Source organism: Mariprofundus micogutta (genome assembly GCF_001895085.1).
In the GTDB taxonomy this organism is placed as follows: domain Bacteria; phylum Pseudomonadota; class Zetaproteobacteria; order Mariprofundales; family Mariprofundaceae; genus Mariprofundus; species Mariprofundus micogutta.
Genome location: NZ_BDFD01000029.1, coordinates 1 through 16,165, shown reverse-complemented (window position 1 = coordinate 16,165; position 16,165 = coordinate 1). Strand labels below are relative to the sequence as shown.

The 16,165-nt window shown below is 47.8% G+C and carries 17 protein-coding genes; 9 read left to right on the top strand and 8 right to left on the bottom strand.

Features of this window, described 5'->3' with window-relative positions; genetic code table 11:
- Nucleotides 1-132: 132 nt before the first annotated feature.
- Nucleotides 133-561, top strand: a complete 429-nt coding sequence (locus MMIC_RS11735; RefSeq protein ID WP_143144957.1) for a hypothetical protein — start codon at nucleotides 133-135, stop codon at nucleotides 559-561.
- Nucleotides 562-621: 60 nt separating this feature from the next.
- Here the strand turns inward: MMIC_RS11735 and MMIC_RS11730 are convergent, their stop codons facing one another.
- Nucleotides 622-1,170 carry a septation protein A gene (locus MMIC_RS11730; RefSeq protein ID WP_072660670.1) on the bottom strand — a complete coding sequence of 183 codons (549 nt, stop codon included), beginning with the start codon at nucleotides 1,168-1,170 and terminating at the stop codon, nucleotides 622-624.
- A gap of 86 nt (nucleotides 1,171-1,256) precedes the next feature.
- Between MMIC_RS11730 and MMIC_RS11725 the strand changes: the two genes are divergently transcribed.
- The gene (locus MMIC_RS11725; RefSeq protein WP_143144956.1) at nucleotides 1,257-2,408 is read left to right on the top strand and encodes an alpha/beta fold hydrolase; all 1,152 of its coding nucleotides are present in this window, start codon (nucleotides 1,257-1,259) and stop codon (nucleotides 2,406-2,408) included.
- 96 nt (nucleotides 2,409-2,504) lie between these two features.
- Here the strand turns inward: MMIC_RS11725 and MMIC_RS11720 are convergent, their stop codons facing one another.
- Complete coding sequence (locus MMIC_RS11720; RefSeq protein WP_072660668.1) at nucleotides 2,505-3,596, bottom strand: mechanosensitive ion channel family protein; 1,092 nt, start codon at nucleotides 3,594-3,596, stop codon at nucleotides 2,505-2,507.
- A gap of 166 nt (nucleotides 3,597-3,762) precedes the next feature.
- Between MMIC_RS11720 and MMIC_RS11715 the strand changes: the two genes are divergently transcribed.
- The 4 genes from MMIC_RS11715 (at nucleotide 3,763) to MMIC_RS11700 (ending at nucleotide 6,220) form a co-directional block, all read left to right on the top strand.
- On the top strand, nucleotides 3,763-4,329 hold the full coding sequence (locus tag MMIC_RS11715; protein WP_072660672.1) for a YceI family protein: 567 nt from the start codon (nucleotides 3,763-3,765) through the stop codon (nucleotides 4,327-4,329).
- Between the two features lie 118 nt (nucleotides 4,330-4,447).
- Nucleotides 4,448-4,735 carry a hypothetical protein gene (locus MMIC_RS11710; protein ID WP_072660667.1) on the top strand — a complete coding sequence of 96 codons (288 nt, stop codon included), beginning with the start codon at nucleotides 4,448-4,450 and terminating at the stop codon, nucleotides 4,733-4,735.
- 36 nt (nucleotides 4,736-4,771) lie between these two features.
- A complete protein-coding gene (gene truC / locus MMIC_RS11705) occupies nucleotides 4,772-5,500 on the top strand; it encodes a tRNA pseudouridine(65) synthase TruC (protein WP_072660666.1) in 729 nt (242 codons plus the stop codon).
- A 90-nt stretch (nucleotides 5,501-5,590) separates the two neighbouring features.
- On the top strand, nucleotides 5,591-6,220 hold the full coding sequence (locus MMIC_RS11700) for an inorganic pyrophosphatase (protein WP_072660665.1): 630 nt from the start codon (nucleotides 5,591-5,593) through the stop codon (nucleotides 6,218-6,220).
- A gap of 12 nt (nucleotides 6,221-6,232) precedes the next feature.
- Here the strand turns inward: MMIC_RS11700 and MMIC_RS11695 are convergent, their stop codons facing one another.
- The 4 genes from MMIC_RS11695 to MMIC_RS11680 form a co-directional block, all read right to left on the bottom strand.
- Nucleotides 6,233-6,796 carry a chalcone isomerase family protein gene (locus MMIC_RS11695; RefSeq protein ID WP_072660664.1) on the bottom strand — a complete coding sequence of 188 codons (564 nt, stop codon included), beginning with the start codon at nucleotides 6,794-6,796 and terminating at the stop codon, nucleotides 6,233-6,235.
- A gap of 90 nt (nucleotides 6,797-6,886) precedes the next feature.
- Nucleotides 6,887-7,951: a metal-dependent hydrolase gene (locus MMIC_RS11690; RefSeq protein WP_072660663.1), complete on the bottom strand. Its 1,065-nt coding sequence runs from the start codon at nucleotides 7,949-7,951 to the stop codon at nucleotides 6,887-6,889.
- Nucleotides 7,939-9,111, bottom strand: a complete 1,173-nt coding sequence (locus MMIC_RS11685) for an anhydro-N-acetylmuramic acid kinase (protein WP_072660662.1) — start codon at nucleotides 9,109-9,111, stop codon at nucleotides 7,939-7,941. The genes MMIC_RS11690 and MMIC_RS11685 overlap by 13 nt, the downstream gene beginning before the upstream one ends.
- Before the next feature lie 16 nt (nucleotides 9,112-9,127).
- Nucleotides 9,128-9,823, bottom strand: coding sequence for a hypothetical protein (locus MMIC_RS11680; RefSeq protein WP_072660661.1), 696 nt, complete (start codon nucleotides 9,821-9,823; stop codon nucleotides 9,128-9,130).
- Nucleotides 9,824-10,063: 240 nt separating this feature from the next.
- Here MMIC_RS11680 and tyrS point away from each other — a divergent pair, with 240 nt between their 5' ends.
- Nucleotides 10,064-11,248 carry a tyrosine--tRNA ligase gene (tyrS, locus tag MMIC_RS11675; protein WP_072660660.1) on the top strand — a complete coding sequence of 395 codons (1,185 nt, stop codon included), beginning with the start codon at nucleotides 10,064-10,066 and terminating at the stop codon, nucleotides 11,246-11,248.
- A gap of 71 nt (nucleotides 11,249-11,319) precedes the next feature.
- On the top strand, nucleotides 11,320-12,867 hold the full coding sequence (locus MMIC_RS11670; protein WP_083530589.1) for a M48 family metalloprotease: 1,548 nt from the start codon (nucleotides 11,320-11,322) through the stop codon (nucleotides 12,865-12,867).
- Between the two features lie 95 nt (nucleotides 12,868-12,962).
- Here MMIC_RS11670 and MMIC_RS11665 read toward each other — a convergent pair whose 3' ends face one another.
- Nucleotides 12,963-13,139: an N-carbamoyl-L-amino acid amidohydrolase gene (locus MMIC_RS11665; protein ID WP_072660658.1), complete on the bottom strand. Its 177-nt coding sequence runs from the start codon at nucleotides 13,137-13,139 to the stop codon at nucleotides 12,963-12,965.
- Between the two features lie 469 nt (nucleotides 13,140-13,608).
- Nucleotides 13,609-15,414, bottom strand: a complete 1,806-nt coding sequence (locus MMIC_RS12495; RefSeq protein ID WP_171966508.1) for a RelA/SpoT domain-containing protein — start codon at nucleotides 15,412-15,414, stop codon at nucleotides 13,609-13,611.
- A 144-nt stretch (nucleotides 15,415-15,558) separates the two neighbouring features.
- On the opposite strand from MMIC_RS12495, the gene MMIC_RS11655 reads away from it, so the two are divergent.
- Nucleotides 15,559-15,978: a hypothetical protein gene (locus tag MMIC_RS11655; RefSeq protein ID WP_171966507.1), complete on the top strand. Its 420-nt coding sequence runs from the start codon at nucleotides 15,559-15,561 to the stop codon at nucleotides 15,976-15,978.
- Nucleotides 15,979-16,165 lie beyond the last annotated feature (187 nt).

Below are 16,165 nucleotides of genomic sequence, written 5' to 3'. Positions count from 1 at the left end.
TTCGTTTCCACTGTGATCACTCCTGTTTTTTCCTCCAACTAAATCATTAGCTGGGGATACTACAGGGGGGTCAAATTTGGACGCTGATTTACCCCTCTAGGGGGTCAATTTTGAACGCTGAATAACAATATTGTGACAAGTGAAGTCATGGCACCATGGGGTGCAAATCAGTTTGATGAAAAGAGATATCACAGGATTGAATCGTTTCGCGCAGTAAATATTCAAGTGGAACACGAATCAAAGCTGCACGCCGATGAATATGATCAGCCTGATTATATGGCGAGTATTGAGATGAAGGGAAGACCGTCCGGTGGCGGATTCAATGCAACTTCGGCGCAGCTCTGCTTCTATCCTGATGGTGATGTGAGAATCACAAAACCCAGTTACGATGAAAAGAAGCAGCGAATCAGTATATCGTATCCAATCTCTATGTTTGAAAAGCAGGTTGAACTACTGACAACTCACTACGAACTTGAGTGTACCTATCTTGAATCTCATGCGCAGCTGGATCGGAATGCGTTTATTCAAGGATGCAGACGCATGCCTGAGCAGTTACATTAATTGATAGCAAGCTTCAGCGTGTACAGTGAAGGGCTTGCAATGGGCTTTGCTAGCTAGCAGCTAATCATCGGATGATGCATTGGCCTCTTTCAGGTAGGGGACCAGATACAGGCTCTGGGCGACAATAAAAGCGAAAGTAAGACCCATCAGTCCGAACAGTTTGAAGTTGACCCATGTATCAGTATCGAACTCGAAAGCGACATAGATGTTCACTGCGCCAAGAAATATAAAGAACAGTGCCCAGGCAATATTCAATTTGTTCCACACTGGATCCGGCAGGCTGATGTTTGCGCCCATCATGCGTTCAATGATGGTTTTATTGCCGATAAAATGGGATCCAATAAAGATAATGGCAAACAACCAGTTGATTGCTGTTGGTTTCCATTTAATAAACAGCTCATTCTGTAAAAAGAGGGTGAGCCCGCCAAAGATGGCTACCAGTACAAAGGTAATCACATGTGTTTTTTCAAAAGAACCTTTCAGCAGGCGGTGTCCGACTGTCTGGATTGCCGAAGCAGCGATGAGCACTGCTGTCGCTGCATAAATATCAACCATCTTGTAAACAATGAAAAACAGCAGGACCGGAAAAAAATCGAATAACATCTTCATAGGGCTAATCCGACCACAGTAAGCTGCTCTTGCCAAGTGCGTGCTATGCATTTGCACTTCATGGCGATTACTTAATAATAGGCTTTATGAATTCAATGAAACGTATGGGCCTGCTATTCTGCCTTCTAATACTTGCATCCTGCTCTGTGAAAAGCAGTAAAGAGGTGGCTGCCGACCTTTGGGCCGGTTGGGAAAAAGCTGAAATACAGATGCAGTCAGAGTACCCTGATGCTGTGCCACTTATCCTTGTGCATGGCTGGAACGGTGGTGAATTCACCTGGCCTGATCCGGAACAATTGATTGAAATGGAAAAGAAGATGGGCCGGGATATTTATCTGTTTACCTATCGGACTGGTATATTTGCTAACCGCTACCCGCCGCTCGAGGTGCTGGAAGAGCAACTGGATCGTTATATCGAAGCATATAAGCAGGTAGATATAATTGCGCACAGCATGGGAGGGCTGTTGGTGCGCCACTATCTCTCCCATCATGCTGTCAGCAATATCCGGCGCGTGGTATTTCTGGCCACACCGCATTTTGGAACCAATGCGGCCCAGGTTCTGGTGAAATTGGGCAGTATCGGTAGTGAGGGCAACATTCAGGCAACAGAGATTCAGCCGGGCAGTGATTTCCTCTGGCAGTTGAATTCACTGGCTGGCAGTGAACTGGACGGTGTCGATGTACTGAATGTATATGCTGAGGACGTATCTTTGCTGAAGAGTGATTTTGTGGTTTCAACTGTGTCTTCGTACCTTCCCTGGGCTCATAATGTAACGGTTCCTGGCCGCCACGACACATTAGCCAAGCACCTGATCGAATTTGACCTGATTACAGATTTTGTTCAGAACGGTGTACAGCCTTCAGCTGTAGCGGTTGCACCTGTAAGGCGGGATGCATGGCTGAGGTTCAAGGTGTCCGGAGAAGCTGCAAAGCTGGCTGAAAACACCTTTCATGCCTTTACCGATAAGGGAATCCCTACGAAGAACTATGATTTGTGCTGCAAGCTTCGATCCGGCCTGTACAGTCAGGCAGGCATGAAAACAGTTGTGATTGAAAAGCTTGAGCCGGGTATCTCTTACGAGTTTGCACCTTATAGAGGTGCTACTCCGCTGAAGATTACATCCGATGAACTGCTGCAATCTGCACTGCCAGTTGTGATAAAGGAAATTCAGGTCACAGCAGCAGAGGAACCGGCAGCTATTGTTGAGCCTGAAACTCAGCCTGCAGGCATGCTCTGAACCTCAGCATCCGCGCAATGTCTTCAACTTTTCCTGCATGGCTATGTCTTATGCAGAACAGAGCCCGGCTGAATTGCTTTAAAGCAGCTTTGTTACTTACTGTGAAGCCTGGTTCTCGATGTGCAGGGTTCGGGTAGGGAAAGCGAATTCGAGTTTTTGCTCTTCAAGCAACTGCATGATCTCAAGATTTACTTCCTGGCGTACTTGCAGGTATTCATCCCAGACTTTGCTGGCTGAGAAATAATAGAGGAAAATAGATAGTGAGGAATCTTCAAACTCATCGAATTTGACCAGCTTGTAGCTCTGATCAACGCCAGGGTGATTGCACAGGATTTCTTCTATGCCTTTGATTGCAGCGTCCATCTGGGCCGGAGTAGTGTCGTAGGTCAGGCCGATACGCATCTTGATTCGGCGTACACTGCGTGCATCAATATTATCGATGACCATATTGGCCAGTGATGAGTTGGGGACATTGACCAGCGTTTTGGCAAAGGTGCGAATCTTGGTGGACCTGAAGCCGATCTCTTCGACTACTCCTTCAAATTCAGACGTTTTAATCCAGTCACCAACAGTAAAGGGGCGATCTACCAGAATCATGATTGAGCCGAAAACATTGGCAATCGTGTCTTTAGCGGCCATGGCAATAGCAATACCCCCGATACCCAGTGAAGCAAGCAGACCTGAAATTGAATAGCCCATATTTTGTGCCATAACCAATACACCGGTGAGAGCCAGAAATATTTTCAGTGTTTTCGATACAAACGGTACCAGTTGGTCATCCATGCTTGATTCCGTTTCCCTGGCACGAGCCGAGAAATAGGCAGCGAGCCCCTCGATCATGCGCCAGAGAAACCAGATGCCGGTAAAGATAGAGAGCATACGTGCTGCATTATCGGCGATTGTGATGAGGGGGAACGTGTCTACCGGCGGGTTGAGTGCATGCACACTCATGACGATGCCGATCACATATACCAGCAATCCGGCAGGTCGTTCTGCAGCCGTCAGCAGCACATCATCCAGTTTTGTTTTTGTGCGTGATGCCAGCTTCTGGCTGACCGTACGAAAAGAGGTGATTACCAGCGTTCGTGCAATCACCATTATGAACAGAATAAAGCCGGCAATGATCCAGCGGCTTAGTGGAATATCCAGAAACATGGTGTCTGATAGCTGAGTCCAGATTTCTTGCATGCTAATCCCCTTGTTTGATGTCATGCCAAGCATAACCGAAAAACAATCATGTCACACGATGGATGCTCAGATTGGCAGTACGTTAAGTAAGGGCTTTTTTTCATCTGTGTTTCATCAAGGCATTCATAACATCGGGCACTCAATAAACAACGAATCTGGAGATGATATGAAAAAACTTTGCATGCTTTTGTTTATGATACTGCCTGCCACTGCTTGGGCTGCGGACTGGTCACTGGATGGTGCAAACTCGGACATTAATGTGGTTTCGGTGAAAAAAGGTACTGTGGCGGAAGTACATCACTTCACCCGTCTGAGCGGTTCAGTATCAGATCGTAAGGCTACAGTTAAGGTTGCGCTTGCATCGGTTGAGAGCGGTATAGGTATTCGCAATGAACGCATGAAATCCATGCTGTTTGATGTGGCATCGTTTGCTACGGCTACGATCAGTGCGGATATCAGCCATGTGGATACTGGCAGCCTCAAAACAGGTGAAGCCGTTACTGCGATAGTTCCGTTCACACTCGATCTGCACGGATTCAAAAAAGAGTTGAAGGCGAATGTCACAATTGTTTCTTTGCAGGATGGGCTGCTGGTTACAAGTCGCTCTCCGGTGATCGTGAAAGCTGCCGACTTCGGCCTGACAGATGGGATTGAGGCATTGCGGGCCATTGCCAAGTTGCCGAGCATAAGCCAGAGCGTGCCTGTTTCTTTCCAGCTGAATTTCAAACACTGATTTGTCCCTGTTTCCGAAGGCCTGTCTTTTTAATTCAAGGCAGGCCTTTTGTTATGGTGCTTGTCATTGAATCCGTAGTTGCCTAGTTTATTGATGAGGCTTTGATTCGGGAGAGCGCATGGTTGATACGGCATTGCAGAATATGATCGAAGATATTGAGGCTCTTTCCCGGCTGATTGGCAAACGAGTCCGCTATCTGGGCGAAGAGTATGAAGTATGTGACCTGTTGCCAGAAGAGGGGCTTTTGATTCTTTCTTCAGATGGCAATAGTGATGTACAGGAAGACAGCTTTGGCCGTGCTCACCGTCTGGTTCCCAAACGCCAGAATCTCAAATTCCGCGATGCAGAAGGGCATCCGAGCAGTATCTGGGATGAACTCTCCTTTCTTGATGGTCCGTTGCTGTAAGCAGGCACCAAACAGGGCCCGTTAATTATCAATACAATGTTAGAAATCCTGTATCAGGATGAGTGGCTGGTAGCGATCAATAAACCAGCAGGTTTGCTGGTGCACCGTTCCATGCTTGATAAGCACGAAACCCGATTTGCCATGCAGGTGCAGCGCGATCAGATCGGGCAGCATGTGTTTCCTGTGCACAGGCTGGATAAACCAACCTCCGGTGTGTTGCTGTTTGCACTGAACCCTGACACTGCGCGTAAGATGGGCGATATTTTTTTGGCACGTGAGACTGAGAAAGAGTATCTGGCTGTGGTGAGAGGATTCACAGATGAGTCAGGAAAAATTGATTATCCACTGAAAGAGGAGCTCGATAAAAAGAGCGATAAAAAAGCAACTGCTGATAAAGCCCCACAAGAGGCAACCACTGAGTACCAGCGCCTTGCGACAGTGGAGCTGCCGTATCCGGTAGGCCGTTATAAAACAGCAAGATATTCATTAGTACGCTTGACGCCAAAAACCGGACGAAAGCATCAACTGCGCCGCCATCTCAAACACATATTCCACCCGATAGTCGGGGATACCACGCATGGTGATGGCAAGCAGAATAGCTTCTTCCGCCAACAGTTTGACTGTCATCGTTTGCTGCTTACGGCTTCGAAACTCAGCTTTGCTCATCCTGAAACGGGTAGGCCGTTGCAGATCGAGGCACCACTGGATGAAAATTTTGCATGCATGATCCAGAAGTTGGGCTGGAGCATTGCCGGGATGCCATGAAAAGCAGTTGAATAGTCATGTCAGCAGCCTGATTCAGGCTGACAGGATATTGTCATCACTATTTGGCCTTCTTTGTGCTATAATTGTTCCATGAAATCATTCTCCCAATGGCGACCACATCCCTGGCACGGACTGGATGTTGGAGCCGAACCGCCCCGGCGGCTACATGCCTATATCGAAATCAGCCCGTTTGATACGGTGAAGTTTGAAGTCGACAAGAAATCCGGTTATCTGCGTGTGGACCGTTCTGTTCGATCAAGCTCCCAGCATCCGGCACTTTATGGCTTTGTTCCGCGTACGTTGTGCGCAGATCGCGTCGGTGCACTCATGCCTGAGGCTGAAAGAGGCGATGATGATCCGCTGGATATCTGTGTGATCTCAGAGCGCCCTATTTCTCGTATTGAAATACTCGTAAATGCCCGTGTGATCGGTGGTTTGCCGATGTGTGACCATGGTGAAGCGGATGATAAAATTATCGCGGTGATCGATGATGATCCATTCTGGTCAGAAGTTGATGATATTTCAGAAATGCCACCGGCTATTGTGGATCGACTGATGCACTATTTTCTCACCTACAAGTATGAGCCGAACAAACCACATCATGTGTCCATTGGTGAGCCTTACGGTTTTGAGCATGCGAGCAAGGTGATCGAAGCTGCTATGGCCGATTATCTTGATGTCTATGGCGCGAACCCTGAAAGGCGACATATCGTAGAGTGAAGGTCACTCGCTCTACCGGCCAAGCAGGGACGCTTTAAGATCCTTATCGGCAGGTTTGTTGCCCAGCCATACAGCTACAAGTGCCTGTTGAAAATCGGCCCCTTCAACAGTGCCGGCCAGTTTGTCATTGATCGTAACTTGTGTGGCACCGTTGCCGAGGAAATCAAAGATAATCCGGTCACCTTTATGGGCTGAGCTGAAGTAGCTGTTAAACTGGTCGAGGCGCTCCTGCAGGGCCTGCATCTGCGGCTTTGACTGGTTCTTGCTGAAACCTGTGTTCCAGCCGTCGGTCAGTTTTTCCTTTGTCACTTCATCATATAGAAAATCCATGCTGATGCGTTTGACCGTGTTATTGCTGATGATCTCATCTGCAGAAGATGATTTTGCTTCCAGATAAAGGCCTGCCACATAGATATCAAAAAAGAACTTTGAGCGAATGCCTGCGCCATTGAGCAGCAGGGTTTTGTTCTCCAGGTTAATGCTATCCGGCAGGGAGACACCTTCGATTTCTACGGCCTGACTTGAGATGGGAAGTAGAAGCAGTATGGATAAGAGACAGACGCGAATATTCAGCATGGGAACCTCCGGGCGATTCGGCACTTACGATTAAAAACTAAAATCGACAGTTCCGCAAACCTGAACATAAAACGGGACACACAGCTGGATTCATTTCCGGGGTAACCAGTTGAACGGTGCAGAGGCAATTGTCAGCTCAGACCTTCTGTCTCCGCGCCAGATTAGCCAGGCACGGGCCTGAGGGTTGATGCTGTCGCCAGGCCTGTCGCGCGCATCGCGGTTAAGATCAATATGTAGCTGGAAAGAGGGACGAACTCCCGGTGCTCCACCGCCGAAGGCCAGATCTCCGAATCTTATTTCATCCGTATTTATCTCCAGCAAAACAGGGTAGCGGGCAAACCATGCATAAAATGCAGTGCCGGGTAGCCCCCTGGCCTGTTTGACCGTATGCATGGCCGGCAGTTGTTGCCAGGAGATATTATTCGGGCCGGTCATGCTGGTAGAGACAAGTCCGGTGGCAAATGCCTCGTCAAAAAGGAATCTTGTGCCGGAGAATTCAGGTTGAAGATTTACGGCCGCACGTTTGTAATGATCGGCATAGATTGCAAGCAGCTGCCAGTTGAAGGGTGAGAAGGCCAGTGGCAGGGCATTGTATGAGATCGCATCCGGATGTGCTTTTCTGGCCAGATCAATGGCCTGCTGCTGGTTGCTGTAAACAAGCCCCAGATAGCAGAACATCAGAACCAGACTTAATACACCGAGTTTGCGCTTGTGCCGTTGCCATGCAAATCCGGCCAGCAGTGGCATCAACAGGCAGGCAGTAAACAGGGGATCAATAATAAATAACAGGTCAAATGAGGCGCGCCAGTCGGATATCGGAGCGAGGATCATGGTGCCGAATGTAGTGATCAGGTCGAGGCTAATATGCATGAGCAGAGCCAGTCCAATCAACCAGGGCATGGCCGGATTCTGTCTGATGTTTTTGGAGGAGAGGCTGTAAACAAGCCAGCCCCATAGCGGCAACATGAGCAGTGAGTGGGTAAGGCCTCGATGGTGTTGCAGATAAAGCGTTTCAGAAAAGAAACGCAGTATGATGTCTGCATCCGGTGCCATGGTCAGCAGGATTAAAAACAGTGTTTGTTTGCGCGGCAATCGTGTTCTCGGGAAAGCGCGTGCCAGTGCTGCTCCCGAGATAGCGTGGGTTAGCGGATCCATGCAGGTATGCTTTGTAGTAGTTCAGCCCAGTTGTTGCCCGGCGTGATTTGACCACCGCAGACGTTATGTCTGGCTCCGGTTACTTCAGAGATGGTGTTTGTTCCACCCATCAGAGCTTGTTTTGCCAATACGGCAAAGCAGACCGCTTCCACGGCCTGTGGAGGCACATCTTCAACTTCTGTGGTTTTTACCGGTGCAGGTGCAAATTTCTCTGTCAGAAGGTTCATTAGATGGCGATTTCGGGTGCCACCACCGCACACGAGCCATTTGGCTGGTTCGATCGGCATAAAACCGATGCTGTTTTCAATCGAGTCGGCAGTGAACTGGCAGGCCGTAGCCATGCGGTCGGCATCCGGGATATCCGGCCACTCAAGTATCAGATGAACCATTGCTTCACCGAACTCTTCACGGCCTGTCGATTTGGGCGGTTTGCGTTGCAGAAATGGATGCTGCATCAGTTTTTCCAACAGGGGGTGGCAAACTGTGCCGCTTGCAGCCAGCGCGCCGTTCTGGTCAAACGTATTGCGACCATCGCTAAAGGCAAGCATCAGACCATCCATAATCATATTGCCCGGCCCTGTATCAAAACCAATGGTGCTGCCATCGTTACCCAGCCATGTGACATTGGCAATGCCGCCAATATTAATCACGGCTATGTTTTTTTGTTCATGGGCAAACAGGCGACGATGCGAGAAGGGAACCAGAGGAGCACCTTCGCCACCCGCAGCAATGTCGCGACTACGGAAATCAGAGACTGTGGTGATGCCTGTGTACTCTGAGACGGTAGCCGAACATCCGATTTGCAAGGTAAACGGATGTCCTGCTTTGGGGCGATGGCGAATCGTCTGGCCATGGCAGCCGATGGCAGAGATATCATCTGCTTTCAGACCGACGCCGTGAATTGCTGCCAGCACAGTGTCGGCATAGGCCTGACCAAGTGCCCGGTCCAGCTCTCCCATGCGGTCTACCTCATTGATTCCCGGCTCTGCCAGGCTGAGGATTGACCCGCGCAGCTCTTCAGGCATCGGGTATTCCGAAAACTGAATGAGTTCCACAGCGCCGTCCGGAGCATCACCGATGCGCACAATAGCAATATCAATACCGTCGGCTGATGTTCCGGACATAATGCCTATGAACATGGATGAGTCATTCAAAATCATGACTGTTTTCAGGTGATTAAAATGCCTGTGGTCCTGTTGGAACTTCTGACTCCGCAGCAGGTGCTGTTGCTTCTGCTGCAGGTGTTTCAGGGGCAACACTTTCAGCTGGGGCTGCATCGGCAGCGGGCTCAGTTACAGTCTCTTCAACAGGTGCTGTTGCTTCTGCTGCAGGTGTTTCAGGGGCAACGCTTTCAGCTGGAGCTGTATCGGCAGCGGGCTCAGTTACTGTCTCTTCAACAGGTGCTGCTTCCGGAGTACTGTCAGTAGCTGCAGGTTCTGCAGTGGTATCAGCCGCGTCAGATTCGCCACCCGCTGAAGTCAGGGCTTGCAACATCTTTTCAACTTCGGCAATGGTCGATTTGGTTTCAGACTCAGCAATGTTACCAATTTCCTGCAGGTTCAGGATTGCTTTTTTCAGTTTGGTCTGGATCAGGCTTTCACGGTTGCTCTGCACGTCCTTACCCAGATTAATCAACTGGTTATCGATATCAGCAACTTTGTTATCCAGGCTGGTTACACGCTGTTCCAAATTGGCTGAACCACCAGTAGCAGCGGTGACAGCGGCATAGGCCGATAACAAAAGGGCGATGATTGCAATATACAGTGAGGTATGCGGCCGGCAGCAGCTACCATCTTTGCAGCTTTTCTCTTCGCTAGTGTTTTCTACCGGTGCTTCTTCTGTAGTTGTAGATTCAATTTTTTCTTCGGACATGCTGCTCTCCTTTGGATAAAGGATGCACTGTTTCAGGGCATCCTGCTATTTCTTGCTGCTATTATAGACAGATATTCGTGGAGCATCTATCAGGCTTATCATGCATGATGAAGTTTAGGATAGCACGCCGGTTCCGGCTTTGCGACCATGATTTCCAAAAGCTTCCCTGTGTAGGTTTATTGGGCTGGCGATATGAGGGATGTAGTGCAATGATTCGCATTCAACAGGATTGAGGTGGATATGAACATTCAGGAACAGATGGAATTGCTTGGCCGCGGTGCGCTGGAGATATTACCGGCAGGCAGTCTGGAGGCAAAATTGAAGCTGGCGGCGAAAGAGGGGCGGCCGCTGCGAGTCAAGGCAGGCTTCGACCCGACCGCACCCGATCTGCATCTGGGTCATACCGTATTGATCGAAAAATTGCGCCAGTTCCAGCGTTGCGGGCATCAGGTGGTATTTCTGATCGGTGATTTCACCGGCACCATTGGTGACCCGACAGGCAAGAATGAAACCCGTCCGCCACTGACACATGATGAGGTGCTGCTCAATGCTGAAACCTATAAAGAGCAGGTGTTCAAGATTCTTGATCCCAAACAGACTGAAGTGCGCTTTAATTCCGAGTGGCTGGGAAATCTCACTGCTGCTGATCTGATTCGCATTTCGGGTAAAGCGACTGTGGCGCGTATGCTGGAGCGTGATGATTTTGAAAAACGTTATAAGGGTGGCCAGTCCATCGCCATTCACGAATTCCTCTACCCGCTTGTGCAGGGTTACGATTCGGTTGCACTCGATGCGGATGTCGAACTCGGTGGTAACGATCAGAAGTTTAATCTGCTCATGGGGCGTCAGTTGCAGGATGCTTATGGTAAACCTCAGCAGGTCATTTTGACCATGCCGTTGCTCGAAGGTTTGGACGGCGTGAATAAAATGTCCAAATCACTGAATAACTATGTCGGTGTGGCGGAGTCTGCCAAAGAGCAGTTCGGTAAATTGATGAGTGTCTCTGATGAGTTGATGTTCAAATATTATGAGCTGCTTACCGATATGAATCTCAATGAGATTAAATCCATGCACCCGATGGAGGCCAAGAAACAGCTGGCGGCCAGGATCGTGGAACGATTCCATGGGGAAGGTGCGGGGGCTGAAGCCCGCGCAGGATTTGAAGCACAGTTTGCCAAGAAAGAAGTTCCTGACGATGTTCCTGAAGCAACTCTTGCTGCAGAGGATGGTTCACTGTGGATTGTCAAAGCACTGGCTCAGACCGGACTGACAGCATCCAATGGCGAAGCGATGCGAATGATCAAGCAGAATGCCCTCTCCATCGATGGTGAGAAGGTGGCAGACAAGGATCACCAGTTATCAGTTGGCGGGCCATACCTGATTAAGTTGGGCAAACGCAAATTTGTAAACCTGACGGTGACTTAAGCTTGCCTCTGCCAATGCGGTTGTGATGCAATCGCGGACTGTGGCTGTAAATGTTTAAGGGAGAGTCTGTGATGCTGAAGAGAATTTGTTTAGTGCTGTTCATCGTGGTTGGAACTCTCGCCGGATGTGTAACAAACCCGGTAACAGGAAAGAGTGATTTTACGTTAATTTCCGAGCAGCAGGAATTGGCTATTGGTGCTCAACAATATGCACCTGCCCGCCAGTCTCAGGGTGGCGATTACGAGGTGGACCATGAGCTGACTGCCTATGTCAGTCAGGTGGGCCAGCGTCTGGCAGCGGTAAGTGATCGAAAGCTCCCCTATGAATTCAAAGTGTTGAATAATTCTGTGCCCAATGCATGGGCGATGCCCGGTGGTAAAATATCAATCAATCGTGGCCTGCTCACAGAGCTGAAGAGTGAATCGGAACTGGCGGCCGTTCTTTCGCATGAGATAGTGCATGCCGCAGCCAGACACGGTGCCCAAAGTATGTCGAAAGGCATGCTGTTGCAGGCCGGTGTAGCTGGTGCAGCCATTGCCACGCAAGGCACAGCTTATGCTGATCTGGCACAAATGGGGGCGGGTATCGGTGCGCAACTGCTTTCGACGAAGTATGGTCGTGATGCCGAACGCGAGTCCGACTATTACGGCATGCAGTATATGGTACGAGCAGGTTATGACCCTCAAGGTGCTGTCGATTTGCAACGTACGTTTGTGAAACTCTCTGAAGGTAAGCAACAGGATTGGCTGAGTGGCATGTTTGCCAGTCATCCACCGTCGCAGGAGCGAGTGCGGAACAATGAGGCGCTGTTAGCGACACTTCCGAAAGGCGGTGAAAAAGGTGTGGCACGATACCGTGCAAAGACAGCACACCTGATCAGAAGTAAGCCGGCCTATGATAATTATGATAAAGGGCGTGAGGCTTTGGCAAAGGGTGATACGGCAACTGCCAAACGGTTGGCTATGCGTGCTGTGGCTGTAGAGCCGAGAGAGGGTCATTTCTACGGTTTGGTTGGCGATATTGAGCAGAAAAGAGGCCACTTGCAGGCCGCTTCGCGGCAGTACGATAAGGCAACCAGGCTCAACCCTCATTTCTTTTATTATTATCTGCAGCGCGGGCTTGTGAATGAGCGATTGAATTTAAGTCATCGGGCACAATCTGATCTGCAGCGCAGTGTTCAATTGCTGCCGACGGCTGATGCCTATCATTCGCTGGGAAATCTGGCGCGCAAGGCCGGGCGCGTGAATGAAGCCAAGGCCTACTATGCAAAAGTGGCAAATGCTCAAAGTGAGATTGGCAAGCAGTCTTATGGCGCACTGGTCGAGCTAGACCTGAAGGATAACCCCTCAAAATACTTGCAGCTAAGAACCGGGCTCGATGCGCAGGGCAGGATTGTCGCACAGATTAGCAATCCGACACCGCGCAATGTTGGTGTTTTGTCCGTTGTGATTCGGTTTAGAAATGCCAATGGTCAGACCTTGCAGGTGAATCGCGCCCTGCGTGGAACGGTTGCCGCAGGAAGCCAGAGACTGTTTGACCTTGGTCTGACAGGCAAGCTCACTCAGGAGCAGATCAACACTCTGCAAGCCGGTATCACTCAGGCACAAATTGTTCGTTAATATGGAGGAGCTTCTTTGGCCGCGCATAAAACTTGAAACAGCTCATTGCTTCGAGGCCAGGTTCTGCAATACAATGTTTGTAGCTGGGTTGAGAGTTATGCTTTGTACTTGTAGATAGCTACTGAAGTGCGGTGCTGATAAATACCGGAGACAATTTCTGTTAATATTTCATCCACTTCGTCTGCTTTAAACTCGGATTCGAGAACGCTGACCATCTCTTCGCTGCTGATGGTTTCTTCTTCATGGGTTTTGTTGTTGGTTTTGATGAACATGAGTTCCCTTTTGAAAGGTGAGGAGTGATAGAGGTGATAAATTACCTCTTCCTATCGCTTTTAAAACCTTCTAACGCGCCAAAATGGAACTAATCATTCTCGTTCTGTTTTGACTATCGCGCATTATTAGCATTATCAATGCTAATAATGCTTGCTGGTACCGGGAACGGGAGTCGAATAGTCCCAGCACACTACTATTATACTGCATTTATATATTTTGTAACTTGAAAAATACCATCATAAATACCATCAATTTTCAATCTTCTTGCTTAATTGAAAATCCTCTCTGTACCAATATAGGAAGGGGAAAAAAGAAGGGGGACCAAGGCCCCCTATAAACACTCACCCATCATTAATGGGGCTACTTTCGAACGTAGGATAAATCATAGATAACCTCCTGCGGTATTTCTGTTTACAATTGATAATATCGTATACTTCTTTATCGCTGTCAAGGCGCCATGCATTAATTTTAGACATCTGGATTAAGGATAGTAAATGCTTTTTTTACCAAATCCAATCTTGCTTGTGAGTTGTGGGGGGAGCCTTTTTCTTGTCCATCTTTGAGGGAAATCTCAAGAATCATTGCGGCTACTTTTTTAGCGTCTTCCCCCCTTCCCAGAAACGTATAAGCGGAAACAAAAGTGTCTAACAGTTCAATTTTATCACAAGTTTCTAGGTTTGTTTTCTCTTCTAGTGCCTGTAGGTATTGAGGCATCTTTTCCTTTAATATCGTTAAAAAAGTATCCTCACTTTCAGGTTGAAGTTTAATATACTCCACGCCATAGCAGAGTAGATTATTATGTGCAAATCGCATTTCTCGCTCATCAGCATGCTCACTAGATAATATTATCTCAGTCTCTTCGAATGCTTCTCTTAATAAATCGAGCTTTAGGGGGAGATTCTCAGTTTCGCAAATCGAATCAGCCTTGCGCCACAATTGAAACCCTATTAAGCGAGGAAGAACTTTAATCATATGCTTGTAGTCAACTTCTGGTAGTTCATCAGGCCATTTGCCATTTACTAGACCTTTCTGAATGGTTTCTGCTTCTTCTTTAGAGCCTTTCAGTCTTTTAATGGCCCCATCAACGTCTCCAAATTTCCCTTGTACTTGGCCTTGCCTCATACGCAGCAAAGGAAACCCCTCATATTCAGCCTCTAGTTCATTATAAACATTGGCTGCTGCAATCTCCTCATCCTTGATTCCGGTCGACAGTAGGCAAATCGCCTCATTCATTTTTGAGTAGTAATATAGAAGCCATAGGCTAAGGGGGGTTCGAGGGCTTTCAATATCAGTCATTACTTTTTCGGCCAAACCTCTAAACAGCTGGGCTGCTGAAAGGAGTTTCGAAACCCCTTGTCCCCATTTGTTATCGAATATCTTTTGCGCACCAATCTTCTCTAGCCTGTAATTCTCATATTTATCAATCAGTTTTTGAGGAGTATTCAATGCTCTAAACCTATCGAGTATCTCTGCATCTGAATCAACAGAAATAATTAATCCACTATCCCCTCCGTTTCCTTGAGAGGTAGCTTCAAAATGGATGATGTCTGCATACTGCGAACAGGCATCTGCGAATTGTTTTAATACTTTCAGGTGAGGTAGAACATATTCAGGATTATTGACGGGGATATCAACTTCCTTGCCTGCACGATTTACATAACCATATCGATGATCAATTTCACCCCAAGCATCCTCAAAGACTGTTCTAACCTGAATTTCTACCGGAATGAAATATCTTTCTTCACTTGTCGAAAGAGATTCGACACTTACATTTAACCTGGTGACAATGTGAATGCTTGAGTATCCTTCTGTTGAATACTTTATTTTTACAGGAACCCCTTCCCCAGAAAAAAGTGGAATAATTCTTTCCTTAATGGCAATGGCGATTTCATCTTTTGGATAAGAGACGCTATAAAAAATAACTTCTTCCGGACAAGACTGAATGAAAGGATTATGGCTGGCTCCATCTAAATGCAAAATATTCCGCACAACCTGCTCCACTACTTCAACCATCTCGGATCGAAATAAGGTTACAAGCCTTAATCCTACCACATCCGTTATGTCGGAAATCTCATAATTTTCTTTGCCTTCTAAGCGCTTTCTTTGCTTCTTCTCTATCAGTTTAACCTCTGATTTCACCCTTGATTTATATGCATAACACAATTCAGATAAATTTGATTGTGCAACAAAGTTAATCAAATCGGACTGGGCTGCTCCCCCATCTTTTTCGAGACTAAGAGCGTTGTATTTGTCTTCTGGTGTTGGTGATTCCACTATCCCCTCTCCCTATAGATAGAATTAAGCATGATTTATCAATGAATGAATACTTATAGCACACAAAGCTGAACACCGGTAGGTAAAGTCTTTTCCAATATGAAATGAGTCTGAAAACGTAGTTGTCCTGTCCATCATATGGGGATGCTTATCCAGATGGACGAAAGGAAGATCAAAACAGTTGCCGATATTTCAGTCTTTCTGTCAGGAACAGATCAGACCGAGCTTAGACTTCAGGGCAGCAAAGATGATATTTATGCTTGGGTAGAACGGGCGCTGAACCGATTCCGCTATGGCAAACTGAGCAAGAAAGAGAAAGGGATCGTTCTAAACTATCTTATCCAGCTTAGCGGCTACTCCAGGCAACAGGTCACACGTTTTATAGCTCGATATAGAGAGACTGGCCATGTCCGCCGCAGGCAGCGTACAGTCAATGGGTTTGAGCGCATATACACACGTGAAGACATCATGCTTCTGGCCGAGGTGGACCGGCTCGTAGATAGTGCTTCCGGCACAACCATCAAGGTCTACTGTCAAAGGGCAGTCTTTTCCAATATGAAATGAGTCTGAAATTGAAGTTGTCCTGTCCATCATACGGAGATGCTTATCCAGATGGACGAAAGAAAGATCAAAACAGTTGCCGATATTTCAGTCTTTCTGTCAGGAACAGATCAGACCGAGCTTAGACTTCAGGGCAGCAAAGATGATATTTATGCTTGGGTAGAACGGGCGCTGAACCGATTCCGCTATG

Coding starts and splice junctions, on each gene's coding strand:
- MMIC_RS11690 (WP_072660663.1), bottom strand. CDS start 7,951: ATGGATCCGCTAACCCACGCTATCTCGGGAGCAGCACTGGCACGCGCT.
- MMIC_RS11680 (WP_072660661.1), bottom strand. CDS start 9,823: ATGTCCGAAGAAAAAATTGAATCTACAACTACAGAAGAAGCACCGGTA.
- MMIC_RS11655 (WP_171966507.1), top strand. CDS start 15,559: ATGCTTATCCAGATGGACGAAAGGAAGATCAAAACAGTTGCCGATATT.
- MMIC_RS11715 (WP_072660672.1), top strand. CDS start 3,763: ATGAAAAAACTTTGCATGCTTTTGTTTATGATACTGCCTGCCACTGCT.
- MMIC_RS11685 (WP_072660662.1), bottom strand. CDS start 9,111: ATGATTTTGAATGACTCATCCATGTTCATAGGCATTATGTCCGGAACA.
- MMIC_RS11720 (WP_072660668.1), bottom strand. CDS start 3,596: ATGCAAGAAATCTGGACTCAGCTATCAGACACCATGTTTCTGGATATT.
- tyrS (WP_072660660.1), top strand. CDS start 10,064: ATGAACATTCAGGAACAGATGGAATTGCTTGGCCGCGGTGCGCTGGAG.
- MMIC_RS11710 (WP_072660667.1), top strand. CDS start 4,448: ATGGTTGATACGGCATTGCAGAATATGATCGAAGATATTGAGGCTCTT.
- MMIC_RS11670 (WP_083530589.1), top strand. CDS start 11,320: ATGCTGAAGAGAATTTGTTTAGTGCTGTTCATCGTGGTTGGAACTCTC.
- MMIC_RS11725 (WP_143144956.1), top strand. CDS start 1,257: ATGAATTCAATGAAACGTATGGGCCTGCTATTCTGCCTTCTAATACTT.
- MMIC_RS11695 (WP_072660664.1), bottom strand. CDS start 6,796: ATGCTGAATATTCGCGTCTGTCTCTTATCCATACTGCTTCTACTTCCC.
- truC (WP_072660666.1), top strand. CDS start 4,772: ATGTTAGAAATCCTGTATCAGGATGAGTGGCTGGTAGCGATCAATAAA.
- MMIC_RS11700 (WP_072660665.1), top strand. CDS start 5,591: ATGAAATCATTCTCCCAATGGCGACCACATCCCTGGCACGGACTGGAT.
- MMIC_RS11665 (WP_072660658.1), bottom strand. CDS start 13,139: ATGTTCATCAAAACCAACAACAAAACCCATGAAGAAGAAACCATCAGC.
- MMIC_RS11730 (WP_072660670.1), bottom strand. CDS start 1,170: ATGAAGATGTTATTCGATTTTTTTCCGGTCCTGCTGTTTTTCATTGTT.